Below are 23,830 nucleotides of genomic sequence, written 5' to 3'. Positions count from 1 at the left end.
CGATTGCCTGGCGGAGGGGAATCTTGAATAATCAGTGATTGAGAATTACTTGCAGACGCTAATGAATCCCGCAGCAATTGGCCTACCCAGTATCCTGACCATCGAAGATGACCCCGTGCTGGGCGCCTATGTCCATGAGCATCTGGGGCGCTGTGGCTTCCAGGTCACGTGGTGCCAGAACGGTCAGCAAGGCCTGAAAATGGCCCGCGAGCAAGCCTTCGACGTGGTGTTGATGGACATTCTGCTACCTGGGTTGGATGGGCTGGAGATCCTCACGCACCTGCGCCAGAGCCATTCGGTGCCGGTGATCCTGGTGTCGGCCCTGGGCGCCGAAGCCGATCGCGTGAACGGCTTTCGCCTGGGCGCGGACGATTACCTGCCCAAGCCGTTCAGCATGGTCGAGTTGCGGGTGCGTATCGAAGCCATCCTGCGCCGGGTGGCCCTGGATCGCCGCCCGCTGGCGAGTTTGCCGCCCGTGCGCGACGACGCCCGTAGCCTGCGCTTTGACGACGAACTGTCCGACGTCTTCTACCAGCGACACTGGGCCGGCTTGACCCGCAGCGAGTACCGCCTGCTGCACACCTTGCACAGCAGCGGCGAGGAAGTGCTGAGCAAGGCCTTCCTTTATCAGCATGTGCTGCAGCGCGGTTATGCGCCGCATGACCGCAGCCTCGACATGCATATCAGCCAGACTCGCCGCAAACTCAAAGCCATCGGCTACAGCGAGCGTGAAGTGTGCACGGTGTGGGGCAAGGGCTATGTGCTGAGCGGTCACGATGACGGCCTTTGAAGGGGGCTTGAAACGGCTGCCGGGTAAACACTCGTTATTCTGGAAACTGGCCTGCCTGCTGATTGCCTTCTGTTTGTTGATGATCTGGCTCAGTTGGTCCTGGGGTCGGTACATGGAGCAGCAGAACGCCTACCTGTCCGAAACCTCTCGCGAGATTCTCAGCGGTTATGCGGCGGGAGCGGAGTTGGCCTGGAGGACCCAGGACAGTGCCGGCGTGGACGCCTGGCTGCAACTGATGGCGGCGCGTGAAAGCATCTGGATCGGCGTGATCGGCAACGACCTGCAGTCCCTTGGCAGCACGCCGTTGACCGACAAGGAAAGTCAGCGCCTGACCTTCCTGCGTGGCCTGGACTGGCCGGTCAGCCGCCACGTCAAAGGCCTGCCATGGTTGAAAATCCCGTTTCCCCTGGACCCCAGCGTCGGCTCGCTGGTGATCGAGTTGCCCCAGCGCTTTATGCCGGGACGTTACCAACTGTTTTGGCGGGTGGTGACCAATGGCGTGATTCCCGGTCTGTTTACCCTGTTGTTGTGCATCGGCCTCTATCGGCTGCTGATCGTGCCGCTGAACCAGCTGCGCGAGCAGGCCAATGCCTGGCGTGTCGACCAATTGAACACACGGCTGTCCTACGCAGCCACCAGTCGTCAGGATGAATTGGGCGAGCTGGGTCGGGCATTTGACCATATGTCCGAGCGTTTGCAGGGCACGGTGGTGTTGCAGCAACAGTTGTTGCGGGACATGTCCCATGAACTGCGCACCCCTCTGAGCCGTTTGCGCGTGGCTTGTGACAGCGAGCAGGATCTGGCGCAACTGCGTGAACGGTTGGGGCGAGAGATCGACGCGATGCAGCGCCTGGTGGAGGACAGTCTTCAATTGGCCTGGCTGGATACCGAACGGACGCCGCTGCTTGTCGAAGATATTCAGGTTCAGGCGCTCTGGGACATGCTCAAGGAAAACGCCTGTTTCGAAAGCGATTGGCCAGCCTCGCGGCTGCCATGCTTGCTGGGGCAAGACTGTTGGGTACGCGGCAATCTGAACGCATCGGCCCAGGCCTTGGAAAATATCCTGCGCAACGCCATACGGCATTCACCGGTGGACGGTGTCGTCAGCCTGGATGGGCGCCGTGATGGCGAATACTGGCACCTGTGGCTGGAGGATCAGGGCGGGGGCATTGATGAGCGCGACCTAGAACGGATCTTCGCGCCGTTTACCCGTTTGGATGGCTCACGACCTGGCGACGGCGGCTTCGGGCTAGGGTTGAGCATCGCGCGCAATGCGGTGCAGCGTCAGGACGGTAGCCTGTGGGCGGAAAATACCGGCCAAGGCTTGCGTGTGCATGTGCGTTTGCTGGCAGCCTAGGGCTCAAGCGCGACGCTGTTTGCGTTTTTTCCATTGGTGCGCGACCCACCAGCGCCAGTACCCCATGGTCAGGCAATAAGCCAGCGTGCCCAGCACCGCGCCCAGTACCACCGAGCCGAGCAGGAACGGCTGCCACAGCGTGCTCAACTGCCCGCTGATCCACTCCCAGGTCAGGTCGTGAGGCAGGCTGCGCGGTGGCACATTCATCAGCCAGGCGCCAGTCATGTAGGTACACAGAAATACCACCGGCATGGTGATCGGGTTGGTCAACCACACCAGGCTGATGGCAATCGGCATATTGCCACGCACTGTGATTGCCAGCACTGCCGCCAATAGCATCTGCAAGGGGATCGGGATAAAGGCCGCGAACAGGCCCACCGCCATGGCGCGTGCCACCGAGTGCCGATTCAGGTGCCAGAGGTTCGGGTCATGCAACAAAGTGCCAAGAAACTGTAATGACTTGTGTTCCCTGATACTCGTGGGGTCGGGCATGTACCGTTTGAATAAGCGCCGGGGCATAAGGGGTCCAGGTCAGATCGAGGGGCAAGTATGCCCGCATTCTATAAACAGAAAATTCAGACTTTGTGACAAAACATCATAGGCGGTGCCCGGGCGGCGGCTAAGACTGAGTGGATCACTTCAAAGGAATGATCCATGAGGACAGGGATGTTTGCGCTTGCACTCGGGCTGCTTGCGCTGCGATTTCTACCCGCACTGCCGCCTACCGGGGCGCTGTTGGCCCTGGTGCTGGTGGCGTTGATGCTGCTGCCGTTTCGTACTTACCCGCTGGCGTTTTTCCTATTCGGCTTGAGCTGGGCGTGCATGAGCGCGCAGTGGGCGCTGGATGACCGCTTGCGTCCGGCGCTCGACGGCCAGACACGTTGGCTGGAGGGGCGCGTGACCGGGTTGCCGCAGCAGACCGACAGCGGCGTGCGTTTCGAACTGACCGACAGCCGGTCGCGCAAAGCCCGGCTGCCCGCGCGGATTCGGCTGTCCTGGCACGGTGGGCCACCGGTACGCAGCGGTGAACGCTGGCGCCTCGCGGTGACGCTTAAACGTCCGTCGGGCTTGCTCAACTTCCATGGCGTTGACCATGAAGCCTGGCTGCTGGCCCAACGTATTGGCGCCACCGGCTCGGTGAAGGACGGCGAACGCCTGGCGCCGGCCCGCAATGCTTGGCGCGACGCGGTCCGTCAGCGCTTGATGGCGGTGGATGCCCAAGGGCGCGAGGCAGGACTGGCGGCCCTGGTGCTGGGGGACGGATCGGGGCTGGCGGCCGAGGACTGGCGTGTCTTGCAGGACACCGGCACGGTGCATTTGCTGGTGATTTCCGGCCAGCACATCGGCCTGTTGGCGGGGTTGATCTACGCGCTCGTCGCCGCTCTGGCGCGCTACGGCTGCTGGCCGCGCACCTGGCCGTGGCTGCCGTGGGCGTGTGGCCTGGCGTTTAGCGCCGCGCTGGGGTACGGCCTGCTGGCGGGATTCGGCGTGCCGGTGCAGCGCGCCTGTGTGATGGTGGGGCTGGTGTTGCTGTGGCGTTTGCGTTTCCGTCATTTGGGCATCTGGTGGCCACTGTTGCTGGCGTTCAATGGTGTGCTGATCCTTGAGCCCTTGGCCAGCTTGCAGCCGGGTTTCTGGCTGTCCTTTGCGGCGGTGGCGGTGCTGGCGCTGACTTTCGGTGGGCGATTGGGGCGGTGGAGCGTCTGGCAGGCATGGACCCGTCCGCAATGGTTGATTGCCATCGGTCTTTTCCCCGTGTTGCTGGTGCTCGGTTTGCCCATCAGTCTCAGCGCGCCGCTGGCCAATCTATTCGCGGTGCCGTGGATCAGTCTGGTGGTGTTGCCCCTAGCTTTACTAGGGACTGCACTGCTGGCGCTGCCGTTCGTGGGCGAGGGCTTGTTATGGCTGGCGGGTGGGGCGCTGGGCGGCTTGTTCAACGCCCTTGCGCTACTGGCGGCGCAATTACCTGCGTGGATACCGGCCGAGGTACCCGTGGGGTATTGGCTGGTAAGCCTGGTCGGTGCGGTGTTGCTGCTGCTGCCCAAGGGCGTGCCGTTTCGGCTGCTGGGCTGGCCGATGCTGTTGTTGGCAGTGTTCCCGCCGCGCGAGCCGGTGCCCCACGGGCAGGTGGATGTTCTGCAGTTGGATGTCGGGCAAGGGCAGGCATTGATCCTGCGCACCCGCCATCACACCTTGCTCTACGATGCCGGCCCGCGCTCCGGGGCGGCCGATCTCGGCGCGCGGGTGGTGTTGCCGTCGCTGAAGAAACTCGGAATAGACGCTTTGGAGATGATGTTATTGAGCCATGCCGATGCCGATCATGCCGGCGGTGCGGCAGCTGTCGCCAGCGGGCTGCCGATCAAACGGGTCGTCGGTGGCGAAACCGAAGGGTTGCCGGCGTTTCTTCACACTCAGCCTTGTATCAGCGGTGAGCAGTGGGTGTGGGATGGTGTGTCATTTGAACTTTGGTAATGGCCCGACGCCATTAGCAGCAACCCGAAGTCCTGTGTATTGCAGGTGCAGGCCAATGGCGAACGCCTGCTGCTCACTGGCGATATCGATCGTGCCGCTGAGAAGGCGTTTCTGGCCTCGGCCCTGGCGGTGCCGACCGATTGGCTGCAAGCACCTCACCACGGTAGCCGCAGCTCTTCATCCGGGCCCTTTCTGCAGCGGCTGGCGCCGAAATCGGTGCTGATTTCCCGAGGGCGTGGCAATGCGTTCGGCCATCCTCATCCGCAGGTGGTGGAACGCTATCAAGCATTGGGTAGTCAGGTGTATGACAGCGCCGAACAGGGTGCGGTGCGTTTGCGATTAGGGACCTTCGCGCCACCGATTGTTGCGCGCAGTCAACGCCGCTTCTGGCGAGAAGCGTTACCGTAACCGGGCGTTACCAATGACCGAAGCCTGCGACAGGCGGGTCGTGGGTCGACGAGCCCCGCCGCCTGACCTATATGGTAAAGTGGCGCACTTTTTCGAGGGGACATTCACTGTGTGGGAATTGGTCAAATCCGGCGGCTGGATGATGTTGCCGATCATCTTGAGCTCCATCGCCGCACTCGGCATCGTTGCCGAACGCCTGTGGACCCTGCGCGCCAGTCGCGTCACGCCCGAGCATCTGCTGGGACAGGTCTGGGGCTGGATCAAGAACAAGCAACTCGACAAGCAGAAACTCAAGGAACTGCGCGCCAATTCGCCCCTGGGTGAAATCCTCGCGGCCGGGTTGGCCAACTCCAAGCATGGTCGCGAGATCATGAAAGAGTGCATTGAAGAGGCTGCGGCGCGGGTTATCCATGAGCTGGAGCGTTATATCAACGCCCTCGGCACTATCGCCGCCATGGCACCGTTGCTCGGTCTGCTGGGCACAGTCCTGGGCATGATCGATATTTTCAGCTCGTTCATGGGCTCGGGCATGACCACCAACGCGGCGGTGCTGGCCGGTGGTATCTCGAAGGCCTTGATCACCACGGCGGCGGGTCTGATGGTCGGTATTCCCTCGGTGTTCTTCCACCGTTTCCTGCAACGCCGGATCGATGAGCTCGTGGTCGGCATGGAGCAGGAAGCCATCAAGCTGGTGGAAGTGGTGCAGGGCGATCGTGACGTGGACCTGGTCGGGGGCAAAGCGTGAAATTTCGCCGCAAGCAACGGGAAAATGTTGATATCAACCTCGCGTCGCTGATCGACGTGGTGTTTATCCTGCTGCTGTTTTTTGTCGTGACCACCACCTTTACACGGCAGACCGAGCTGCGGGTCGATTTGCCGGAAGCGGTCAGCGGCTCGCCGGCCGAGGACCAGGAGGTCAAGCAACTGGATATCGCCATCAGTGCCGACGGCGTGTTTTCAGTGAATAACCAGTTGCTCGAGAAGAACGACCTCAACAGCCTGATGGAGGCCCTGCAGAAAGAGTCCGGTGGCGATACCAAGATGCCACTCTCCATCAGTGCCGATGGCAAGACCCAGCACCAGGCGGTGATTACCGCGATGGACGCTGCTGGCAAGCTGGGGTTCAGCCACTTGCGCATGAGCACCGTCGAGGCGGCGAGCCAACCCTGATGGCCATGTCCGATCGTTTGCTCAAGGCCTGGTACGAGGGCCATCCGGCGCTGACGTTGTTGCGGCCGCTGGAGTCGCTGTATCGCGCGGTGGTGCAGCGCAAGCGCGCGCGCTTCCTGGCGGGCGAGGGCGAGATCTACCAATCGCCGGTGCCGGTGGTGGTGGTCGGTAACATCACCGTGGGCGGGACTGGCAAGACACCGTTGATCCTGTGGTTGATTGAGCACTGCCAACGTAGCGGTTTGCGCGTGGGCGTGGTCAGTCGCGGGTATGGCGCCAAGCCACCGCAATTGCCGTGGCGGGTCGAGGCCGGCCACAGTGCCGAAGTGGCTGGCGATGAACCCTTGCTGATCGTGCAGCGCTGCGGCGTCCCCTTGATGATCGACCCTGACCGCAGTCGCGCGGTGAAGACGCTGCTGGCCAGCGAAACCCTGGACCTGATCCTCTCCGACGACGGCCTGCAGCATTACCGGCTGGCTCGCGACCTTGAACTGGTGCTGATCGACGCCGCTCGGGGCCTGGGCAATCGCCGCTGCCTGCCTGCCGGGCCGTTGCGCGAACCGGTGGAGCGCCTGCAGAGCGTGGATGCGCTGCTCTATAATGGCGCCGGGGCCGATCGCGAAGATGGCTTCGCCTTTTGCCTGCGGCCCACGGCGTTGGTCAACTTGCAAACCGGCGAGCGCCAGCCGGTCGATTACTTCCCAGCAGGCCAGCAGGTGCATGCGGTCGCCGGGATCGGCAACCCGCAACGTTTCTTCAACACCCTTGAAACGCTACACTGGCAACCGATACCCCATGTTTTTGCCGACCATGCGCCCTACAGCGCCGAGGTCTTGAATTTCACACCATCATTGCCGCTGGTCATGACCGAGAAGGACGCGGTGAAGTGCCGCGTCTTTGCCCAGCCTGACTGGTGGTACCTTGCGGTGGATGCGGTGCCGTCGCCGGCGTTTGTCGCCTGGTTCGACACGCAACTGATGCGTCTGTTGCCCTCCCGTCTCTTGCCTTAAACGCTTCATTCCAGGAAACACTCATGGACACCAAACTGCTCGACATCCTCGCTTGCCCGATCTGCAAAGGCCCACTCAAGCTCAGTGCTGACAAGACCGAACTGATCAGCAAAGGCGCCGGCCTGGCTTACCCGATCCGTGATGGCATCCCGGTGATGCTGGAAAGCGAAGCCCGCACGCTGACTACCGACGAGCGTCTGGATAAATGACTACAGCCTTTACCGTTGTCATTCCATCGCGCTACGCCTCGACCCGCCTGCCGGGTAAACCGCTGCAACTGATCGGCAACAAGCCGATGATTCAGTTGGTATGGGAACAGGCCTGCAAAAGCAACGCCGAGCGCGTGGTGGTGGCTACCGATGATCCACGTATTATCGACGCCTGCAAAACCTTCGGTGCCGAAGCGGTACTGACCCGCGAAGACCACAATTCCGGTACCGACCGCCTGGCCGAAGTGGCCACACAGCTTGGCCTGGCGCCTGATGCCATCGTGGTCAATGTGCAAGGTGACGAGCCGTTGATCCCGCCGAGCGTGATCGACCAAGTGGCCGCCAACCTGGCTGCCCATGGTGAAGCGCGCATGGCGACCCTGGCCGAACCCATCGAAGATATCGACACCCTGTTCAATCCGAACGTGGTCAAGGTGGTCAGCGACATCAACGGCCTGGCGCTGACGTTCAGTCGCTCGACGTTGCCCTGGGCGCGGGATGCTTTTGCCAGGAACCCTGACCTGTTGCCAGAGGGCGTGCCGTACCGCCGTCACATCGGTATCTATGCCTACCGCGCCGGTTTCCTGCTGGACTTCGTTAGTTGGGGCCCGTGCTGGCTGGAAAACACCGAATCCCTGGAGCAACTGCGTGCCCTGTGGCACGGCGTGCGCATCCACGTCGCCGATGCTCTGGAAGCACCGCCTGCGGGTGTCGACACCCAGGAAGACCTCGACCGCGTCCGCCGCCTGCTGGGGGCCTGATGGAGGTTCTGTTTGTCTGTCTGGGCAATATCTGCCGCTCGCCAACCGCTGAAGGTGTATTGCGTCATAAATTGTACGAAGCGGGTTTGGCCGGCCAGGTCGACGTGGCGTCTGCCGGCACGGGTGAATGGCATGTCGGCAACCCACCGGACCAGCGTAGCCAGCGTGCAGCGCGGGCGCGGGGTTATGATCTGTCGGCCCAGCGTGCTCAGCAGGTCAGCAGCGCCGACTTTGCGCGCTACGACCTGATCCTGGCGATGGACCACAGCAACCTGCGCAACCTCAAGGCCATGCAACCGGGGCAGGGCAAGGCCGAGCTGGACCTGTTCCTGCGCCGCTACGACTCGGAAGTGGACGAGGTGCCAGATCCTTACTATGAAGGCGAACAAGGCTTTGAGCGGGTCCTGGACCTGATCGAGCGAGCCTGTGATTTATTGGTGATCGAATTGAAGGGGCGGTTATGACCTTGCACGTGCTTGCGCAGGTATCGCTCAAGCCATTCAACAGCTTTGGTATCGACGTGCGTGCCCAGCTCTTCGCCGAGGCCCATAGCGACGCGGATGTTCGCGAAGCCCTGGCCTACGCCGCTGCGCAGGCAGTGCCGCTGCTGGTGATCGGCGGTGGCAGCAACCTGCTGCTGACCCGGGACATTCCAGCCCTGGTATTGCGCATGGCTACCCGGGGCATTCGGGTGCTGCAGGATGATGGCAAGCACGTGCTGGTCGAGGCCGAAGCGGGCGAAGCCTGGCATCCGTTTGTATTGTGGACCCTGGAACATGGCCTCTGCGGTCTCGAAAACCTCAGCTTGATCCCCGGCACCGTGGGCGCGGCACCGATGCAAAACATCGGCGCCTACGGTGTGGAGATCAAGGATGTGTTCGCCGGCTTGACGGCCCTGGACCGCCAGACCGGCGAGTTGCGTGATTTCAACCTGGAAGAATGTAACTTCGCCTACCGGGACAGCCTGTTTAAACACGAAATCGGGCGTTGGTTGATCCTGCGAGTACGGTTTGCCTTGAGCCGCGTCAGCCACCTCAAGCTCGACTACGGCCCAGTGCAACAGCGCCTGGCCGGGCAGGGGATTACCGAAGCCACTCCGAGCGATGTCAGTCGGGCAGTCTGCAGCATTCGTCGGGAAAAACTGCCGGACCCCGCAGAGCTGGGCAACGCCGGCAGCTTCTTCAAAAACCCACTGGTATCCCAGGCGTTGGCGGCTGAGCTGCAAGGCTTGTATCCGGACTTGGTGGCCTATCCCCAGGCGGACGGCCAGATGAAACTCGCCGCCGGCTGGTTGATCGACAAGGCCGGTTGGAAGGGCTTTCGTGATGGCGATGCCGGCGTGCATAAGATGCAGGCATTGGTGCTGGTCAACTACGGTGGCGCCACAGGGCATGACATCGCGAACCTGGCGCTACGTATCCAGCAGGATATTGCCGAACGTTTCAAGGTCGATCTGGAGATGGAGCCCAACCAGTACTGAGCCCAGAACAAAGCCCTCTGAAACAAAAATGCCCCGTATCTCGCGATGCGGGGCATTTTTATGCTGCTGGCAATCAGTCGTCGCGGCTCATGATGCCAAAGATCTGCAACAGGCTGATAAACAGGTTGTAGATCGACACATACAGGCTGATGGTCGCCATGATGTAGTTGCGCTCACCGCCGTGGATGATGGCGCTGGTCTGGAACAGGATGCACACGGAGGAAAACAGCACAAAGCCTGCGCTGATCGCCAACTGCAGACCGCTGATCTGGAAGAACATACCGGCAACCACTGCCCCTAGCAACACGAAGAAACCGGCGGTGATGAAGCCACCCAGGAAGCTCATGTCCTTGCGGGTAATCAGCACATACGCCGACAAACCACCAAACACCAGGGCTGTCATCGCAAACGCCGAGCTGACCACTTCCGCGCCGCCGGCCATGCCGAGGTAACGGTTAAGGATCGGGCCGAGGATAAACCCCATGAAACCGGTCAATGCAAATGCCGACACCAGGCCCCAGGCCGAGTCGCGCAGCTTGTTGGTCAGGAAGAACAGACCGTAGAAGCCGATCAACACGACAAAGATATTCGGGTAGCCGACGCGCATCTGCTGGGCCATGAACGCCATCACGCCGCTGAATGCGAGGGTAAGGGCGAGCAAGCCATAGGTGTTGCGCAAGACGCGGCTGACTTCAAGCTGCTCAGCCTGCGCGTTACCATTCACTGCGTAATTCTGTTCGCGCATGGCGACACTCCTTCGATTTTGAAACGTTCAGTCGCAAAGATCATAACAGACGCTCTGTAACAAGCGATGGTGAGAGTTTGACAGTGTGTTTCATTCGGGTATTATGGCGCCCGCTGAGACAGGATGGGCTGCTATAATCCTGTGATGCAAAAGGGAAATTGGCAGAGTGGTTGAATGCACCGGTCTTGAAAACCGGCGAACGTTAATAGCGTTCCCAGGGTTCGAATCCCTGGTTTCCCGCCAAGATTCATACGAAAGCCCCGCAATGCGGGGCTTTTGTGTTTCTGGGGTTTGGGTGGAACACGACGGTTTTTGAGAGGCGTTCCGAAACTTTCGAGTAGGCGTTCCGAAACTTTGCCTATTTTGTTGGTTTAGCAGTGGCGCCAATTCTCCTGTAAACCCGCTTCGTGATCTCCTGCTTGCTGTGCCCTAGTAGCAGGCTTGCGTCGCCAATATCGATGATTTCCGATGCCGCTTTCGGTCGGATGTCGCGAAACTGAAAACCGCCAATCTTCGCGGCGAGGAGCGGATCGCCCTCTTCGATTGCTTTGGCACAAGCCTTCTCCCGCGCCTTGTCCCAGCGCAAGCGCAGCATTCCCTTCGTCATTCGCTTTCCGTGTCTGTTTATCAGCAGGTACTTCGAGATGTGGCCGGCATTCCTCTCCGTAATTTCCCGAATCAACCTGCCCAAGCTGTTTTCTCCCTCCTCTGTGCACATCAGGATCCTAAGCTTTAGCCCTGTCTTGCCTTGCGTGACCAAGAAGTAATCGCCCTCAACGTCGTCCCTGCGCATGACGATCACGTCTGCTGGCCGCTGGCCTGTCAGGTAGCCCAGGTCCATGGCTTCCTTGAGTTCCGGCTCAGCCATCCCGTAGACCGCATCCCAAACCGCGGCGTTGGCATAGTAATCACGTGGCGTTTCCTTGTTCTTGCGGATGCCCTGGCACGGATTCTCCCGCTCGGTCAGGCCCCATTCCCGCGCCATGTTGAACACGTGGGAGAGTAGGGCGATCTCCCGATTGGCCCGTACCTTGGCGGTACGGGCGTCGCGGTATCCGGCGATACTGGCTGGTGTGATTGAGTCGATGGGCGCCCCGTCGAACATGGGCCGCAATTGTTTGAGCTCGGCTAGGTTGTCCTTCTGGGTACGCTCGCCTTTTTTCGGAATGACGTCGCGGACGTATCGATCAAAGATCCCCTTCATCATCGTCAGATCGGCTGGCTTTTCCTTGGACTCAAGCTCTGCCCACTTCAATCGGGCTTTGCTCAAGTCTCCCCCAAGCGGTATCTCCTTTCCCGTTGAGTCTCTGTAGTAATAACCAACCCACACTTTACCGTTCTTGCGAGGGCGTTTTCTCCGCACCATTCCCGGCGGTAAGTCCCTGTTTTCAGTGTTTCGAGGTCGCATCTCAGTTCACCCTGGAGAAGTCAGGTGTCCAAGCTGGTCTCAGCGGCGGTGTGCTCTGTTCTGCGAACGTTGGACTGGTCATGCCAAGCTTCATACGAGCGTACATGCGCCCGACCAATGGGCGGCCACCACGGCTCTCAACGAATACCCAATTGCGATCGTTGAGCCATCTTCGTTGATGGGCACGCTGCTTGTATCCAGTCAGGTCGGCCAGTTCTTCGTCAGAGAAAATTTCAGTTTCTATAGTTCTGGTGGGTGAATGCTGCGTATACCCCACGGCAGGCTGCGCGAGCGGGCGTTCCTGAGCGTTTAGCGTTGCATCAGCGAGCGCTGCCCCGCGCAGCTTTTTGTGGGGTATAAGTGCCTCGGCAGTGGCGCTGATAGGAGCAGTAATGCCTGCTGCTGCGCAGCAGAGACTGTTTGTTTCTAGCGTGGCGCCATCATTGTCTGTGCGGAGCAAAGCGGGCAGGGCGCTGGTGTTCTCCTGGTGATTCTTCATGCCGCTTTCCTCCGGTGTTCGATAGCGAGTTGGTCCATCAGGCGCTGGTGATAGGTGAGTCGAGCTTCTGCTGCAGGCCATGGGCGGATGGTTTCGGCCATGGGTTCGATGCCGACCAAGCAATCCCAGATAGCCGGATCGGTTGGCATGAGGTCGCGGCGTTCGGTCGCCAGTGCAATCAAGTCGGCCTTGTAGATGCAGGCGGGGAGTTCTGGAGCGATGTCGAACCGCTCGCAAACCCGCCACCAGATGCAATCTTCGAAGTGCTGGTAGGCGCTAATCCACTGCTTGAGTGGCCGAGTCATGTCGCCCACGTACGCCTCGGCGGCATCGTGGAGCAAGGCCGCGAGCTTGTGTTCTTCCGGCACCAGCTCGGCAACGATGCAGCTGTGCTGGGCCACGCTGTAGAACTCGCGGGTGTGGCCGTTGAAGCGGCACAGGTGGGACAGCGAGTGCGAGATGTCCCGTGGGTCGATCATGTCGGCGTCGGGCTCGAACAGGTCGAAGCGCTTGCCAGTGGAGGTGAGGATCCAGTTCATGCGGCTTCCCTCACAAGATCGGCCAGCAGCAGGGCGCTGGCGGTGGCTTTGTACAGCTGACGCAGGGAGTCGTGGCCGATCAGAGCTTTCAACTGGCGGTCGAGCTCCTTGTTGTAGCGGGTCAGTGCGCGCAGCTCCTTGGTCGCCTTGGTGTGCTGCTGTTGCAGTGTGCCGGCGGCCTGAGGTGTCAGGCGAAGCGTTTGGATGGCCTGGCTCATGCAGCGTCCTCCTGAAAGAAGGAGTCCAGCCCTGCAGCCATGTTCAAGGCTTTTTCACGCAAGGCAAGGGCCTGTGATGCCTGGCTTTCTGCTTTAACCGCTCGGAAGGTATCAGCGGCTAGCTTGAGCTTTTCTGCTATTGCGAGAAGGTCCAGGCGGTCTTGTGGTTCCCGATGCAACATTTGTTCAAGGCGCTGGCAACGCGTCGACACCTTTTGGATAGAGGTTGCGTACGCGGCTGAGGCATCGTTCTGCCCCATGGTGAAACCATCAGAATGGCCGTCTTCGTAACCGTCATTTTTACCGTCAGTAAGGCCGCCTCGGTAGCCGGTCCAATAGAGAATTGCGGCAGCGGTAATGAGGCTGATCAGTGCGCAAATTTGAATTGCAGTCATGTGGTGTGCTCCTGGTAGTTTCGTGGCTGGTGGTGGCAGCCGTTGGGGTTACTGGTCTTGCTCGGTTGAGTCGTTTTGTGGTCGCGGCATGTCTTCGTCCGCTCGGTAAGCGCGGATGTCGATCAGTGCTGCGACGTGTTTGATGTGGGCATACCGGATCGCCTTGACGCTGTGGTCCAAGGTGGTCACCGGCAGTTGAATGCGGCCGCTGTTGATCGCCTCGGTGAAGGTCTTTTCATTGAGGTTCTTGAAGTAATGCACGCGCAGCTTTTCTAGGGGGATAAGCACGTCGCCGAAAAGTTGGTGCAGCATCTCGACGGTGGCGCTATCCGGTGCGGGTTGCAGTCGTAGCGGTGTCTGGCTGGTGTTGCTCATGGGCTGTGGCCTCCTTGCGTTTGAGTCGTGAGGGGTGGTTCCAGGCGTTCAGGCAATGGCGTTTGGTCAGCTCCCTCAGATGTTCCGGCACTTCGAGGAGCGCAGCGTTGCGCTCCTCGCGTGTGCCCATGGCGACGATCTGGCGGGCGTACTCCCTAGGCCACGTCACGGTTGTCTGCCGGGATGGCTGGCAGTTCGAGCCCCAGCTGGTCGGCAAGCCAGCGGATGCCGGCTTGGCGGACCTTGGTCGATTGGCTGTACTGCATGCCGGCAGTTTCGTGATACCAGTTGCTGTCTTTGACGCGCAGGTACTCGCGATCCCGCACCGGGAAGGTCGGCAGGTTGCGGTCGTTCAGCAGACCTTTTTCGCGCATTAGTGCAATCAGCTTTGGGCGTGTCAGGCCGAAGTACTTGGCGGCTTTTTCAAGGCTACGTTCCATCGCGATCTCCTAGGCTGCATGCGCGGCAGGAGTCGCCACGGCAGCCAGGTGGGTGATGGATTCCGCGACCATGGAATAGATCTCCACGTCGCTGCCGTACACCGTGAAGCACTTGGAGCGCGGCTTTCTGACGCCGATGCTCATGATGGTGGTGATGCCGGCGCGGGATTTGTTGCGATGGATCGCCAGGTTGATCGGTTGCTCAAAACCCATGTCGAGGCTGAGCGCGCCGCCGGTGCGTACCAGATCGAACACCTGTTGCTTATGTTCGGTTTCAAACACGCCGTAGCGTCGATCTGCATGCGGCGTGGCAGGTGTTTCGGCAGGGTTAGATGGTCCGTTGACGATCTCTTCGATGAAGTCCGCAAGCTTGAGGTGCATCTTCTTGCTGTTGGTCAGGGTCAGCGTGTGGCGTTCGCTGCCCAGCTCAACGGTGAAGTGCGTGTCGGCAATGCGGCGTTCGACTTTCAGGCGAAAGGACAGGGCCTGGCGCTGTGTCTCGGTGCGCAGGAGGTGGTTGAAGGTTTCGGTCAGGCTGACTTGGGCCTTGAGCAGGGCCAGGGTGCGGTTGTCGAGTTTGTACTTGTTCATGCCGCGTGCCCTCCGCCGTTTGGGTCAAATGGGTCAGGTGCGGAGCGGTGTTTCAGCTTGGGTTTGGACGCGATGAAGGCGCAGCCGCAGTCTTGCGCCAGGCGGCGTATTTCGAAGATGCGGGAGGGGTTAGCAGCGGCCGGGTGGACGTGCAGGGTGGCTGTGGTGTGCATGGTGTTGCCTCGCTCTGTGGTGGGAGAGTGAGGAGGATAATAACCTTAAAGGTTAACTCGTCAAGATAAAAATAACCCTTTAGGTTGTTTTTAGGATTTTTTCGTTAGACGTGGTTGAAGAGGAGGGCACTGGGATTGGTTAAAAATATATGATAGTGCCAATTTGATATCTCTAATATCGATCTACATTCGATATAAACAGTTGCTAAGGAATGACAGAGTTTATTAATGGAATATAATGCTGAGTTTGTCGATGAGTTGCTTGTTAGTTTTCACACCTCATTTATGGGTGACTACAATGATTGGTGCAAGATTGCCCGGTATGAGCCAAGCGGCAATCATTACATGAGCAAAAAATTTCAGAAGTTGTATGCTTTAAGGTATTTTCCGGCATATTATCTTGAATATTGTATATTGGCTGACCTTTTACGCAAAAAAGTTGAAGATGATTATGATTATGATTATTTGAATATCTATTCGTTTGGTTGTGGGTTGGCTCCTGATTATTATGCATTGCGAGACAATTTAGGGAATGTTGCTTTCGATTATCATGGTTTTGATCATTTGTCTTGGAGTACTCAGGCATTAGTACCTTCCCCGGATGCAAATTTTGCATTTACATGTAACACCGTCCTTAATTTAACAACTTCTGATATTAGTAACGTAGATGTATTTGTCTTTCCAAAATCTATTGGAGATATAGCCGCGAGCGATGTCAATGCAATGCCGGAAATGGCTAGATTGATTGCCTCTACCAGTAATGATCGTGTATTTTTTCTAAATTCATTCGTGTCGAGTGGTAATGGATACAAGATATCTTCTGATGTGAATTTTTTCAAATACGTTCATGATGCTATGCTAGCAAGTGGATTTAGTACGAATGAAAAATGGAATCAGACATATTGTTGGGGGGGAACGCCCGAAGAGGGGTCCGTCGGATTGCGGAAAATACATTCTGATTTTTGTTATCCAGATGAATATATGATTCAGTGTGGAAAGAAGGAGGATGTTGCCCTTTGTAATGGGTGTAATGTAGTTAAGAAACCTATCCTGAGTAATCGTTTTATAGATTATCAACTCATGGAGTATTTTCGCTAAATGATCATCAGTGCAAGTAGGCGTACAGATATACCGGCCTTCTATCATGAGTGGTTCATGAATAGAATTGAAGAGGGTTTCTTACTATCCCGTAATCCTTTCAATTATAATCAAATATCTCGGATTTCATTGCGGCCGTCAGATGTCGACGCTATCGTATTTTGGACTAGGAATCCAAAGGCGCTTATGCACTCATTGAGTACCTTGGATAAAATGGGTTTCAGATACTATTTCCAATATACGATTACGGGGTATCCAAGATCCCTTGAGCGATCAGTTCCAAAGCCTCTCGATGCTATTCGTATGTTTATTCTCTTGAGTGACTTGATTGGGAAGGACAAAGTTGTATGGCGATATGATCCAATTCTTCTGTCGAATATTGTTGATTTGGAAGAGCATAAAAGACTCTTCAAAAAAATTGCAGGGCTTCTTGCGGGCAAAACGGAACGGGTCGTGATTAGTTTTTCAGATTTTTATAAAAAAACGGAGCGCAATTTAAATGCAGTAGATGGCTTGATATATTCAGATATTATTGATGAGCATGCTAGGTTGATGGACTTGTCTAGCTATATGGCAAAGGTGGCTAATGATTTCGGTATGCAGATTCAAAGCTGTGCGGAGGTTGTCAATACCAGTGAGGCGGGTGTCCCTCATGGTAAGTGCGTAGATGATCAGCTTCTAAGAGATGTGTTCGGTCTTGCGTTAAGTAATAAGAAAGATCAAGGGCAACGGGATGCGTGCGGGTGTGTGAGAAGTGTTGATATAGGGGTGTATAATACTTGTTTACATGAGTGTTCTTATTGTTATGCAACCTTTAATAAAGAAGTAGTGCTAAAGAATCGAAAATCGCATGACTGTAATAGCCCATTTCTTATTGGTGGTGTAGATGGTGTGGATCTTGAGTTGTTGAGAAATGTAGATAGGCAGTCTACATTATTTTAATTCGTGCTATAAGTCTGATATTTTCCAACGAGCCCTACCGCAGATACTCCATTCTTCAGACATTCGAATAATTCGCTCTGGCCAGTCAGGATTCAACGCAAACAAATATTGCTCATTTCCCTCTTGTTTCAGTTGCTTAAGCGTAGCCGCTTGATCGCTAGTCCTTTTAGCTGCAACGAAATGGCCAGGTAATGCTTCAAGTGATGGGTCAATTACTATTTTATCGCCCTCCACAAATTTTGGCTCCATGCTCATCCCTTCAACGCGAAGAATGAAAGCGCGTGGGCCAACTGGCCCTGGTGCATCGATCCATTCTTCTGCATCCCTCGGATCGAAACTGCCGTGTGCTTCACACCAAGCTCCAGCAGCGATTGATCCGATAACTGGCAATTTTCGTCCTGTATGGCTTAGCACCGTGGCGTTATTGAACTCACCAAGCCCGTAGGGCATATCGAGATAGCCACTGTGGAGCTCCAGCGCTTTCTCAATCTCTCGCGCAATCTGGTCGCCGATGCCTTTCGTGGGGTTCTTGCCCCCGAATGCGCTCACCTGCGCAGGTGCTTTACCCAGAAGGTCGGCGATGTCAGTTAGGCGGAGCTTTTTCTCGGCCAGGACTCTTCGGAAATTCTGTAGGCGGGTATCTGAGATTTTCATGTGTCGATTCTGGCTGGATTAACCTTTAAGGTGAATGTCCATATTGGTATTGTAAAAATTAACCTTAATGGTTAAATTGCGTGTCAGGAGGTACACCACATGAAGCTGCGCGAATACATCAACCGTTTGGATTCAGAAGCACTCAAGGCCTACGCCCTGCGTTGTCGGATTGCTGTGAGCTACTTGCGTTTTCACGTCAAATACGCGAGCAAGGACCCAAGCGTCTCTTTGATCAAGTCCTTGACCCGTGAAAGTGAAGGTTGCGTGTCGCTAGCTGAGGTTTTGGAGCATTTCGGTATCACTGAAGCATCTCCGACAAGCAAAGCAGCATAGTCAGAAAAAAGGCGACCCAAGGGCCGCCCAGTTCCTCCCGGCACACACCACCACAGTGCTGTCGGGTCGCGACGTAGGTAGGAGGGCACACCACATGCAAACCACCTCCCTTTATCGCGCTGCCAAGACACGGATGTCTTGGGTTGCTGCCTTTTCCACCACAGATTAGGCAGCTGTTGCGCCAGAGGTGAGCAACGGATTGTTCGCCTCGGCACGGTGCCGGTTTCGATCCCTAGATCTAGCCGGCGTTTGGGCCCTTTCAAGCCACGCGGCAAATGTATCACCACTACACGTCGCGGGGCACTGGCAACTTAGTAGGATTAATGCCATGAGCCGAGTAGCTTTAAGCTGTGTTGATCGAGCGCAAAAGGAAATACTGACGCTCGAATTAGCCCTGTATCACGCCGCACGGGACTATCCCGGCGGTGCCGCAGCAATCGCCGCCACCACCGGCCGCAATGCCACCACGCTGCAGCACAAGTTGTCTCCCACCCATCCCTCGCACACCGTCAACATCCAGGAGTTCGGCGAGATCCTCGAACTGACCAAGGACCGCCGCATTCTCGATGCGGTGCACGCCCTTGTCGGCGACACGATCTGGCAGGAACTGGCTGAGGCGTACACCAACGACATGCCTGAGACCCTGACCACGGGTATCGCTATGTTTTTCCGGCAGGTTGCCGATTTGTCCGAAACCTGGGCCAAGCACATTGGCGACGGCAAGGTCGATGACCGCGAGTTGGCCGAAATACGCCAGTTGGTGTTTCGAGGCATCCAAGGATTGTTGGGCATGTACAACCGCGCCCGCTACGTCAACCAGACGACTTGTGGGGTGGAACGTGGCTGATATCGCTGATTTCGCAAATGACCTGGTGCAAGAGCGCATCGATCAAGCCGTTGCTGCACGCTTGGCGCTGATGTCCAACACGGCTCAGAATTCGCTGATGTTCTGTGAAGTATGCGATGGCCCCATCCCCGAAGCCCGTCGTTTGGCACAACCCGGTTGCACGCTCTGCATTGAGTGCAAGACCGTCGATGACCAGAGGGCTGCCCGTTATGCTCGATGACGTGCTCAATCAGTTCGCGGACTACGGTCTCGAACCCGCGCAGCCCCTCGTATACGGAAAGCTCACTCGCTGCAAAACCACCCAGGATAAGGGCAAGGAAAAGAACGGTTGGTACGTCATCCACGAACACCGCACCGACAAGAACGAGACGCTGATCTTTGGCAGTTTCGGTGACTGGCGCTCCGGCGAGACCCAGAAGATCAAGGTCAAGCCCGGACGCATGAGTCCTGAGGAGCGTGAAGTCATGCGCGCTCGCCAGGAAGACGCCAAGCGCAAGGCTGCTGAGATCGCTGCCAATGCTTCACGTCGAGCCGCCAACCGTGCCGCCGGCCTGTTCAGGCGCATGCCGGAAAAGGGCAAGAGCGCTTACTTGGATAGAAAGCAGATCGTCGGCTTCAAGGTTCGCTATGCGCCCCGTACCGGCGCTTTTTTAGTGCCCATGTGCAATGTGCGAGACCAGATTGTCGGTCTGCAGGTGATCTTCCCCGCGAAGCAAGAGGACACCGGGCGCGACAAAGCGTATTGGCCTTACGGCATGTCGAAGGAAGGCGCCTTCCACCTGATCGGCCCACACCCTGAACCCGGCGAACCGGTGTTGGTGTGTGAGGGCTACGCCACTGGCGCAAGCCTGCACATGGCGACTTCGCTCACCGTCGCCATCGCCTTTGACGCGGGCAACTTGCTGCCGGTCTCCAAGGCCATGCGCGAGCGTTTCCCCGGCTGCCCGCTGATCATCTGTCGCGATGATGACTGGAAGACCAAACGCCCCAACGGCGATCCCTGGAACCCTGGCGAAGAGAAGGCCAACAACGCCGTGTTGGTTGTCGGCGGCCAGGTTGTGGCCCCGGTGTTCTCCGGCGAACGCGAGATCAAATGGACCGACTTTAACGACCTGCATGTCTCCGAGGGTTTGGAGGCCGTTCGCCGACAGATCCTTGCGGTGGTCAAGCCTCCTGCAGCGGGTGGTTGGAAGGACCAGCTCGCCCGCACCGAAAACGGCTCCCTGATCGCGCACATGCAAAACGTCGAGCTGATCCTGGGTAATGACGAGCGCTGGGCCGGAGTCATAGGTTACAGCGTGTTCAGCTCCAAGATCGTCAAGCTCCGGTCCGCGCCCTTCGGTGGCGGTGCCGGCGATTGGGCTGACATCGACGACATGCGCGTGATGAAGTGGCTCGCGCAGCAATACAACCTCCGCGTAAAGGCATCCCATGTGATCGAGGCGGTCAGCGTGGTTGCACACGACCACGCCTTCCACCCGGTGCGCGAGTACCTTGAGAAGCTGGAGTGGGACCGCGTGCCTCGCATCGAAACCTGGCTCACTGATGTGCTGGGCGTCCAGGCAAGCGAGTACTCGGCCAAGGTCGGCAAGCGCTGGCTGATCTCTGCGGTCGCTCGGGTGATGCGTCCAGGCTGCAAGGCTGACTCGGTGATGATCCTCGAAGGCGGGCAGGGCGCTGGCAAGTCCACGGCCATGGGCGTCCTCGGCGGCGAGTGGTTCATGGATACGCCTTTTGCCCTCGGCGATAAGGACAGCTTTCAGGCGATTCGCGGCAAGTGGATCGTCGAGCTGGGGGAGCTGGACAGCTTCAACAAGGCCGAAAGCACCAAGGCCAAACAGTTTTTCTCCGCATCCACCGACACCTACCGCGAGAGCTACGGCCGCAGAACGAATGACGTGCCACGCCAGTGTGTTTTCGTGGGCACCACCAACCAAGAGGAATACCTCAAGGACGCCACAGGCAATCGCCGCTACTGGCCGGTGTTCTGCAACAAGGTCGACCTGGAACAATTGCGTGAGATCCGCGACCAGCTATGGGCCGAGGCGCTGTTTTGCTTTGAAGCTGGCGACATCTGGTGGGTGACCAAGGACGAATCTTGGATGTTCGCCGAGGCCCAAGACGAGCGATTCGTCGTCGATGAATGGGAAGGGCCGATCTTGGCCTGGATGGAAGAGTCGCAGATCGGCGAGACCGCCACAGGCAACGAGATCCTTACCCAGGCTCTGAAGCTGGACTTCGGCCATTGGGGTAAGCCTGAGCAGATGCGGGTCGGGGCGATCATGCACCGGCTGGGTTGGCGCAAGCGGCGTATGCCGGCACTGCCGAAAAGTGGCGTGCGGCCATGGGCCTATGAAAAGCCGAAGGGCTGGGGACGTGCGTCTGCGTTGCAGCAGTCGGTGATCGAGGAGCCTTGCTTTGATTAAGCGAATCGACGAGATGCTCAAACTATGGGCGCAGGATCTGCACTCACCCATGCCGGAAAACATGGGCGGGCCGAGCGGCGGCAACATGATCGCCATGCTGATGGAATGCAAGGGCGAGTTGATACGCGGCACACGCGGCAGTCGGGTGCTGCTGGATGAATCGGCCGACATCGAGCTGATCGTTAGGAAACACCTTCCACCTCGGCTTGCCCTGGTCGTGTGGGAACACTACTGCAACCACGAAAGCTTCCTGTCTCAGAAGCTTTTGCACTGTGCATGCAGCTCGCGGACTTACTACATGCGGTTGCATGACGCCCATGTGTTCATCCAGGGGATGCTGATGGGGAAAGCTGCATGACCCTCGGCGTCACTCCGCGTGCCTTTGTCCGACTGTCCCGCCTTGTCCGACTCGCATTTGGCGCAGTTGGACAGGCGCAGGCCGCGCCGTTGTTGGCCTGTCCTACCGTCCAACCTTCACCCGCCCCACGCACACATGAGCATAGCGGACACGTAATCGTGCCCATGGCGCGCACGCGTGCTTTTAGCTTTCTTTCTATACACAAGGGAAAAGGAATAAAGGTAGGACAGTAGGGCAGAGCCCCGTATTCAGGCGTCTGTAGCTGTCCTACTTCAATTCAGAATAGTGGGACAGGTAAGACAGGGCACCAGAAGCGATAGCCGATTGAATGCGTTGTCCCTACGTTGTCCCTGCGTCATACCTGTATTGCACCCGTATTGCGCCATGGCATTAAAACCAGCTTGCTGCCAGTAAAATCCACCTGTAAAAAGTACCCATCTTCGATAGGTGCGACCGCAAGCAGCGGGACACACCACCACACTGAACCCGGCCATTGCGCCGGGTTTTTGCGTTTATGGGGTAGGGCGATGACGAACGAGCAGCAAGCGCTTATTGAGATGCCGATCTGGATGGTGATCGTACTGTCCCTGGTCGGCGGGATTTCCGGCGAGGCATGGCGGGCCGACAAGGCGGGGGTGAGCGGCTGGTCCTTGGTTCGCCGCTTGCTGCTTCGATCCGGGGCCTGCGTGGTCTGCGGGCTTTCCACCATGATGTTGTTGCACGCCTCGGGCATGTCGGTCCTGGCGGCGGGGAGTATCGGCTGCCTCACCGCGATGGCCGGCGCCGATGTCGCCATCGGGCTGTACGAACGCTGGGCCGCCAAGCGGTTGGGCGTGTGCGATGTGCCACCCTCGGGCGGTGGTCAGGCGTGATGTGCTGGAGGCCACGTAATACGTGGCCTGTATCGAGACGCACCAAAATGGTGCGCCGAAAAGTCGGCGGGGACCCTGGCAGCATTCGAGGGACACGGGGCATGAAACCCGCGGGAAAGCGTTAGCGAATGGGCTGCCAGCTTACTGAAATTCAATCCATTGAAATTGAAATAACCGGATTGAAAAACCGTCCTTTTCCATTGAATTTTGGTGGTGGCTTTTCGCTATTCATTGTCGCTAGGAATGTGCTTCTATGTGTTTTTCATCAAACACTCGGAGAGCACATGGCAATTGGTCAACAAATGATGATGGTTGTAGCTGAGTCTGTTAGCGTTTTTACAGAGCTTTATGACGGTGCCCGTGTATCCGGCGGGCCTTTGAATATCCAAGGCGGCTATTCTGCCGTGCTCGACTGCGCGCATACGAACAATCGGATCATCGTAATGACTGCGGATAGTAAGCCCGGTGAGTTCGCCATCGCAGTGGCAAACAAGAAAGATGGGAATGATGACGTCAAGCACGAGGTGCTTCCCGAAAGCCAACTGACCACCTCGACATTGCTGACGTACATGGAAGCCCATTTCACCATGTAGTTCCGACTCCCAAATCGAATAGGAGGAGGAGTGTCTGGCAGTACTCCTCCGTTCAGCTAGGGAAATCTAGATATGCTGCCCCTCTATCTGTCTAAAAGCGCTTTCGCGGTTCGCATCGGCAGGACGCCGAGTTACATCACCTGGCTAAAAGACAACAATCGCCTGGTGCTGTCGCCGAACGGCAAGAAGGTCGACGTACTGGCAACCGAAGCGCTGATCCTCGAAACCGCCGACCCCAGCAAGGCCGCCGTCGCTGCTCGACACCAGCAGGACCGGATTCAGCGTGACGTTTACAGCCAACTGTCCCCCCTGGTCGAGCCGACTAACACGGCTGCGCCGCAGCAGCCTCTTACCGCCAAGGGCCACGACTTTCAAAAGGCTCGCGCCATGCGCGAACACAACCTGGCGCAACTGGCCGAGATCGAACTGCACAAGGCGAAGGGCTCGCTGGTTGCCAGGGATGCCGTTGAGCTTGGGGCCTACAACGCCGGGCGCCATCTGCGTGACCAGTTATTCGGCCTGCTGCCCCAGCTTTCGCACAAGCTGGCAGTCATGTCCGACCCCTGGGACATCGAAAAGCACCTGACGGCGACACTCCGTAAATCACTGGAAGAGGCAGAGCGCATGTCCTCGTCCGACCTTGAACGAGCGATGACAGCGAGCTGAC

The 23,830-nt window shown here is 57.9% G+C and carries 30 protein-coding genes, 1 tRNA gene and 1 pseudogene; 21 read left to right on the top strand and 11 right to left on the bottom strand.

Features of this window, described 5'->3' with window-relative positions; genetic code table 11:
• Positions 1-61: 61 nt before the first annotated feature.
• Both ACS5Q8_RS17675 and ACS5Q8_RS17670 read left to right on the top strand, forming a co-directional pair.
• On the top strand, positions 62-790 hold the full coding sequence (locus ACS5Q8_RS17675) for a response regulator transcription factor (protein WP_426100864.1): 729 nt from the start codon (positions 62-64) through the stop codon (positions 788-790).
• Positions 777-2,147: a histidine kinase sensor domain-containing protein gene (locus tag ACS5Q8_RS17670; protein ID WP_465159281.1), complete on the top strand. Its 1,371-nt coding sequence runs from the start codon at positions 777-779 to the stop codon at positions 2,145-2,147. Before ACS5Q8_RS17675 ends, ACS5Q8_RS17670 begins: the two co-directional genes overlap by 14 nt.
• A 3-nt stretch (positions 2,148-2,150) precedes the next feature.
• On the opposite strand, the gene ACS5Q8_RS17665 is transcribed toward ACS5Q8_RS17670, so the two are convergent.
• Positions 2,151-2,666, bottom strand: coding sequence for a DUF2062 domain-containing protein (locus ACS5Q8_RS17665; RefSeq protein WP_276197550.1), 516 nt, complete (start codon positions 2,664-2,666; stop codon positions 2,151-2,153).
• Between the two features lie 147 nt (positions 2,667-2,813).
• Between ACS5Q8_RS17665 and ACS5Q8_RS17660 the strand changes: the two are divergent.
• From ACS5Q8_RS17660 to murB, 8 genes and pseudogenes are all read left to right on the top strand, one after another.
• A pseudogene (locus ACS5Q8_RS17660) lies at positions 2,814-5,027 on the top strand (DNA internalization-related competence protein ComEC/Rec2).
• A gap of 109 nt (positions 5,028-5,136) precedes the next feature.
• Positions 5,137-5,772: a MotA/TolQ/ExbB proton channel family protein gene (locus ACS5Q8_RS17655; protein ID WP_247407985.1), complete on the top strand. Its 636-nt coding sequence runs from the start codon at positions 5,137-5,139 to the stop codon at positions 5,770-5,772.
• Complete coding sequence (locus tag ACS5Q8_RS17650; protein ID WP_024076131.1) at positions 5,769-6,197, top strand: ExbD/TolR family protein; 429 nt, start codon at positions 5,769-5,771, stop codon at positions 6,195-6,197. The genes ACS5Q8_RS17655 and ACS5Q8_RS17650 overlap by 4 nt, the downstream gene beginning before the upstream one ends.
• Positions 6,197-7,207 (top strand): tetraacyldisaccharide 4'-kinase, encoded by a 1,011-nt coding sequence (gene lpxK / locus ACS5Q8_RS17645; protein WP_276197553.1) that lies wholly within the window; start codon positions 6,197-6,199, stop codon positions 7,205-7,207. The genes ACS5Q8_RS17650 and lpxK overlap by 1 nt, the downstream gene beginning before the upstream one ends.
• A gap of 23 nt (positions 7,208-7,230) precedes the next feature.
• Positions 7,231-7,416 carry a Trm112 family protein gene (locus ACS5Q8_RS17640; RefSeq protein ID WP_003174668.1) on the top strand — a complete coding sequence of 62 codons (186 nt, stop codon included), beginning with the start codon at positions 7,231-7,233 and terminating at the stop codon, positions 7,414-7,416.
• A complete protein-coding gene (gene kdsB / locus ACS5Q8_RS17635) occupies positions 7,413-8,177 on the top strand; it encodes a 3-deoxy-manno-octulosonate cytidylyltransferase (RefSeq protein WP_276197554.1) in 765 nt (254 codons plus the stop codon). Before ACS5Q8_RS17640 ends, kdsB begins: the two co-directional genes overlap by 4 nt.
• Entirely contained in the window at positions 8,177-8,641 is a 465-nt protein-coding gene (locus tag ACS5Q8_RS17630; protein WP_276197555.1) for a low molecular weight protein-tyrosine-phosphatase, read from the top strand. Before kdsB ends, ACS5Q8_RS17630 begins: the two co-directional genes overlap by 1 nt.
• Positions 8,638-9,657 (top strand): UDP-N-acetylmuramate dehydrogenase, encoded by a 1,020-nt coding sequence (gene murB / locus ACS5Q8_RS17625; protein ID WP_426100871.1) that lies wholly within the window; start codon positions 8,638-8,640, stop codon positions 9,655-9,657. Before ACS5Q8_RS17630 ends, murB begins: the two co-directional genes overlap by 4 nt.
• Before the next feature lie 73 nt (positions 9,658-9,730).
• On the opposite strand, the gene ACS5Q8_RS17620 is transcribed toward murB, so the two are convergent.
• On the bottom strand, positions 9,731-10,402 hold the full coding sequence (locus ACS5Q8_RS17620) for a Bax inhibitor-1/YccA family protein (RefSeq protein ID WP_247404731.1): 672 nt from the start codon (positions 10,400-10,402) through the stop codon (positions 9,731-9,733).
• A gap of 152 nt (positions 10,403-10,554) precedes the next feature.
• Between ACS5Q8_RS17620 and ACS5Q8_RS17615 the strand changes: the two genes are divergently transcribed.
• A tRNA-Ser gene (locus ACS5Q8_RS17615) sits at positions 10,555-10,645 on the top strand.
• 115 nt (positions 10,646-10,760) lie between these two features.
• Here the strand turns inward: ACS5Q8_RS17615 and ACS5Q8_RS17610 are convergent.
• From ACS5Q8_RS17610 to ACS5Q8_RS17575, 8 genes are all read right to left on the bottom strand, one after another.
• Positions 10,761-11,810: a tyrosine-type recombinase/integrase gene (locus ACS5Q8_RS17610; RefSeq protein ID WP_465159280.1), complete on the bottom strand. Its 1,050-nt coding sequence runs from the start codon at positions 11,808-11,810 to the stop codon at positions 10,761-10,763.
• A gap of 1 nt (position 11,811) precedes the next feature.
• Positions 11,812-12,054, bottom strand: a complete 243-nt coding sequence (locus tag ACS5Q8_RS17605) for a DUF4224 domain-containing protein (protein ID WP_286819269.1) — start codon at positions 12,052-12,054, stop codon at positions 11,812-11,814.
• Between the two features lie 251 nt (positions 12,055-12,305).
• A complete protein-coding gene (locus tag ACS5Q8_RS17600; RefSeq protein ID WP_465159279.1) occupies positions 12,306-12,848 on the bottom strand; it encodes a phosphohydrolase in 543 nt (180 codons plus the stop codon).
• A complete protein-coding gene (locus ACS5Q8_RS17595) occupies positions 12,845-13,066 on the bottom strand; it encodes a hypothetical protein (RefSeq protein WP_465159278.1) in 222 nt (73 codons plus the stop codon). Before ACS5Q8_RS17595 ends, ACS5Q8_RS17600 begins: the two co-directional genes overlap by 4 nt.
• Positions 13,063-13,461 carry a FliH/SctL family protein gene (locus tag ACS5Q8_RS17590; RefSeq protein ID WP_465159277.1) on the bottom strand — a complete coding sequence of 133 codons (399 nt, stop codon included), beginning with the start codon at positions 13,459-13,461 and terminating at the stop codon, positions 13,063-13,065. The genes ACS5Q8_RS17595 and ACS5Q8_RS17590 overlap by 4 nt, the downstream gene beginning before the upstream one ends.
• 48 nt (positions 13,462-13,509) lie before the next feature.
• A complete protein-coding gene (locus tag ACS5Q8_RS17585; RefSeq protein ID WP_124527913.1) occupies positions 13,510-13,836 on the bottom strand; it encodes a pyocin activator PrtN family protein in 327 nt (108 codons plus the stop codon).
• Positions 13,837-13,991: 155 nt separating this feature from the next.
• The gene (locus tag ACS5Q8_RS17580) at positions 13,992-14,276 is read right to left on the bottom strand and encodes a phage antirepressor KilAC domain-containing protein (protein ID WP_465159276.1); all 285 of its coding nucleotides are present in this window, start codon (positions 14,274-14,276) and stop codon (positions 13,992-13,994) included.
• A gap of 9 nt (positions 14,277-14,285) precedes the next feature.
• Complete coding sequence (locus ACS5Q8_RS17575; protein WP_465159275.1) at positions 14,286-14,867, bottom strand: hypothetical protein; 582 nt, start codon at positions 14,865-14,867, stop codon at positions 14,286-14,288.
• Positions 14,868-15,268: 401 nt separating this feature from the next.
• On the opposite strand from ACS5Q8_RS17575, the gene ACS5Q8_RS17570 reads away from it, so the two are divergent.
• Together ACS5Q8_RS17570 and ACS5Q8_RS17565 are read left to right on the top strand one after the other, a co-directional pair.
• Complete coding sequence (locus ACS5Q8_RS17570) at positions 15,269-16,138, top strand: hypothetical protein (RefSeq protein ID WP_465159274.1); 870 nt, start codon at positions 15,269-15,271, stop codon at positions 16,136-16,138.
• The gene (locus ACS5Q8_RS17565) at positions 16,139-17,080 is read left to right on the top strand and encodes a DUF1848 domain-containing protein (RefSeq protein ID WP_465159273.1); all 942 of its coding nucleotides are present in this window, start codon (positions 16,139-16,141) and stop codon (positions 17,078-17,080) included.
• Positions 17,081-17,086: 6 nt separating this feature from the next.
• On the opposite strand, the gene ACS5Q8_RS17560 is transcribed toward ACS5Q8_RS17565, so the two are convergent.
• On the bottom strand, positions 17,087-17,734 hold the full coding sequence (locus tag ACS5Q8_RS17560) for a LexA family protein (protein ID WP_465159272.1): 648 nt from the start codon (positions 17,732-17,734) through the stop codon (positions 17,087-17,089).
• Positions 17,735-17,833: 99 nt separating this feature from the next.
• On the opposite strand from ACS5Q8_RS17560, the gene ACS5Q8_RS17555 reads away from it, so the two are divergent.
• The 8 genes from ACS5Q8_RS17555 (at position 17,834) to ACS5Q8_RS17520 (ending at position 23,829) form a co-directional block, all read left to right on the top strand.
• Positions 17,834-18,067 (top strand): hypothetical protein, encoded by a 234-nt coding sequence (locus ACS5Q8_RS17555; protein WP_465159271.1) that lies wholly within the window; start codon positions 17,834-17,836, stop codon positions 18,065-18,067.
• 328 nt (positions 18,068-18,395) lie between these two features.
• Complete coding sequence (locus ACS5Q8_RS17550) at positions 18,396-18,914, top strand: phage regulatory CII family protein (RefSeq protein WP_043046664.1); 519 nt, start codon at positions 18,396-18,398, stop codon at positions 18,912-18,914.
• The gene (locus ACS5Q8_RS17545; RefSeq protein ID WP_465159270.1) at positions 18,907-19,134 is read left to right on the top strand and encodes a TraR/DksA family transcriptional regulator; all 228 of its coding nucleotides are present in this window, start codon (positions 18,907-18,909) and stop codon (positions 19,132-19,134) included. The genes ACS5Q8_RS17550 and ACS5Q8_RS17545 overlap by 8 nt, the downstream gene beginning before the upstream one ends.
• Positions 19,124-21,340, top strand: a complete 2,217-nt coding sequence (locus ACS5Q8_RS17540; protein ID WP_465160367.1) for a VapE domain-containing protein — start codon at positions 19,124-19,126, stop codon at positions 21,338-21,340. Before ACS5Q8_RS17545 ends, ACS5Q8_RS17540 begins: the two co-directional genes overlap by 11 nt.
• Positions 21,333-21,698, top strand: coding sequence for a PA0613 family protein (locus ACS5Q8_RS17535; protein WP_465159269.1), 366 nt, complete (start codon positions 21,333-21,335; stop codon positions 21,696-21,698). The genes ACS5Q8_RS17540 and ACS5Q8_RS17535 overlap by 8 nt, the downstream gene beginning before the upstream one ends.
• A 527-nt stretch (positions 21,699-22,225) precedes the next feature.
• Positions 22,226-22,570 carry a phage holin family protein gene (locus ACS5Q8_RS17530; RefSeq protein WP_191947147.1) on the top strand — a complete coding sequence of 115 codons (345 nt, stop codon included), beginning with the start codon at positions 22,226-22,228 and terminating at the stop codon, positions 22,568-22,570.
• Positions 22,571-22,698: 128 nt separating this feature from the next.
• Positions 22,699-23,163, top strand: coding sequence for a hypothetical protein (locus tag ACS5Q8_RS17525; protein ID WP_465159268.1), 465 nt, complete (start codon positions 22,699-22,701; stop codon positions 23,161-23,163).
• A 72-nt stretch (positions 23,164-23,235) separates the two neighbouring features.
• Entirely contained in the window at positions 23,236-23,829 is a 594-nt protein-coding gene (locus ACS5Q8_RS17520; RefSeq protein ID WP_465159267.1) for a terminase small subunit, read from the top strand.
• Position 23,830: the final 1 nt, after the last annotated feature.

The organism is Pseudomonas sp. PAMC25584 (assembly GCF_058135675.1).
The sequence above is the reverse complement of the archived record's forward strand: the minus strand, read 5'-3'. Positions and strand labels throughout refer to the sequence as shown.

Excerpts from the sequence above, each read along its gene's own strand:
- ACS5Q8_RS17675 (WP_426100864.1), top strand. The coding sequence starts at position 62 with ATGAATCCCGCAGCAATTGGCCTACCCAGTATCCTGACCATCGAAGAT.
- ACS5Q8_RS17565 (WP_465159273.1), top strand. The coding sequence starts at position 16,139 with ATGATCATCAGTGCAAGTAGGCGTACAGATATACCGGCCTTCTATCAT.
- ACS5Q8_RS17670 (WP_465159281.1), top strand. The coding sequence starts at position 777 with ATGACGGCCTTTGAAGGGGGCTTGAAACGGCTGCCGGGTAAACACTCG.
- ACS5Q8_RS17520 (WP_465159267.1), top strand. The coding sequence starts at position 23,236 with ATGCTGCCCCTCTATCTGTCTAAAAGCGCTTTCGCGGTTCGCATCGGC.
- ACS5Q8_RS17580 (WP_465159276.1), bottom strand. The coding sequence starts at position 14,276 with ATGGAACGTAGCCTTGAAAAAGCCGCCAAGTACTTCGGCCTGACACGC.
- ACS5Q8_RS17620 (WP_247404731.1), bottom strand. The coding sequence starts at position 10,402 with ATGCGCGAACAGAATTACGCAGTGAATGGTAACGCGCAGGCTGAGCAG.
- ACS5Q8_RS17640 (WP_003174668.1), top strand. The coding sequence starts at position 7,231 with ATGGACACCAAACTGCTCGACATCCTCGCTTGCCCGATCTGCAAAGGC.
- ACS5Q8_RS17585 (WP_124527913.1), bottom strand. The coding sequence starts at position 13,836 with ATGAGCAACACCAGCCAGACACCGCTACGACTGCAACCCGCACCGGAT.
- ACS5Q8_RS17665 (WP_276197550.1), bottom strand. The coding sequence starts at position 2,666 with ATGCCCCGGCGCTTATTCAAACGGTACATGCCCGACCCCACGAGTATC.
- ACS5Q8_RS17600 (WP_465159279.1), bottom strand. The coding sequence starts at position 12,848 with ATGAACTGGATCCTCACCTCCACTGGCAAGCGCTTCGACCTGTTCGAG.
- ACS5Q8_RS17530 (WP_191947147.1), top strand. The coding sequence starts at position 22,226 with ATGACGAACGAGCAGCAAGCGCTTATTGAGATGCCGATCTGGATGGTG.
- ACS5Q8_RS17590 (WP_465159277.1), bottom strand. The coding sequence starts at position 13,461 with ATGACTGCAATTCAAATTTGCGCACTGATCAGCCTCATTACCGCTGCC.
- ACS5Q8_RS17555 (WP_465159271.1), top strand. The coding sequence starts at position 17,834 with ATGAAGCTGCGCGAATACATCAACCGTTTGGATTCAGAAGCACTCAAG.
- kdsB (WP_276197554.1), top strand. The coding sequence starts at position 7,413 with ATGACTACAGCCTTTACCGTTGTCATTCCATCGCGCTACGCCTCGACC.
- ACS5Q8_RS17610 (WP_465159280.1), bottom strand. The coding sequence starts at position 11,810 with ATGCGACCTCGAAACACTGAAAACAGGGACTTACCGCCGGGAATGGTG.
- ACS5Q8_RS17570 (WP_465159274.1), top strand. The coding sequence starts at position 15,269 with ATGGAATATAATGCTGAGTTTGTCGATGAGTTGCTTGTTAGTTTTCAC.
- ACS5Q8_RS17630 (WP_276197555.1), top strand. The coding sequence starts at position 8,177 with ATGGAGGTTCTGTTTGTCTGTCTGGGCAATATCTGCCGCTCGCCAACC.
- ACS5Q8_RS17560 (WP_465159272.1), bottom strand. The coding sequence starts at position 17,734 with ATGAAAATCTCAGATACCCGCCTACAGAATTTCCGAAGAGTCCTGGCC.
- ACS5Q8_RS17595 (WP_465159278.1), bottom strand. The coding sequence starts at position 13,066 with ATGAGCCAGGCCATCCAAACGCTTCGCCTGACACCTCAGGCCGCCGGC.
- ACS5Q8_RS17575 (WP_465159275.1), bottom strand. The coding sequence starts at position 14,867 with ATGAACAAGTACAAACTCGACAACCGCACCCTGGCCCTGCTCAAGGCC.
- ACS5Q8_RS17540 (WP_465160367.1), top strand. The coding sequence starts at position 19,124 with ATGCTCGATGACGTGCTCAATCAGTTCGCGGACTACGGTCTCGAACCC.
- ACS5Q8_RS17525 (WP_465159268.1), top strand. The coding sequence starts at position 22,699 with ATGGGCTGCCAGCTTACTGAAATTCAATCCATTGAAATTGAAATAACC.
- ACS5Q8_RS17550 (WP_043046664.1), top strand. The coding sequence starts at position 18,396 with ATGAGCCGAGTAGCTTTAAGCTGTGTTGATCGAGCGCAAAAGGAAATA.
- murB (WP_426100871.1), top strand. The coding sequence starts at position 8,638 with ATGACCTTGCACGTGCTTGCGCAGGTATCGCTCAAGCCATTCAACAGC.
- lpxK (WP_276197553.1), top strand. The coding sequence starts at position 6,197 with ATGGCCATGTCCGATCGTTTGCTCAAGGCCTGGTACGAGGGCCATCCG.